1 protein-coding gene is annotated in these 296 nt (G+C 57.1%); it reads left to right on the plus strand.

Annotation, left to right across the window (positions count from 1 at the left end):
* Window positions 1–104: 104 nt before the first annotated feature.
* Window positions 105–296: hypothetical protein (locus ACZ2IA_RS22910; RefSeq protein ID WP_470294893.1), on the plus strand; the 192-nt coding region annotated here is incomplete at its 3' end.

Below are 296 nucleotides of genomic sequence, written 5' to 3' on the forward strand. Positions count from 1 at the left end.
CCAGCGCGGCCCACTGAAAGGCATAGCCATAGTGCCGCGCAGGCGCTGACCATTCTGATCCTGTTTTTGAAATTCAATCGTGTCCCAGAAAAGGACGAGAACCCATGAGCAATGCTCCTGCCGCGAACCGCGGGCGAAAGAAACTGTTGATGATTGCCGCGATCTTTTTTGTGCCGATGGCGCTGGCCTGGATCATCTACTTCGGTCCCGCCAGTTGGCACCCGGCCAACACGACCAACAAGGGTGAATTGATCACCCCGGCGCAGGCGCTGGAATTGGGGGAGATCGAGTTACTG

The organism is Crenobacter sp. CS_VA4, assembly GCF_055597485.1.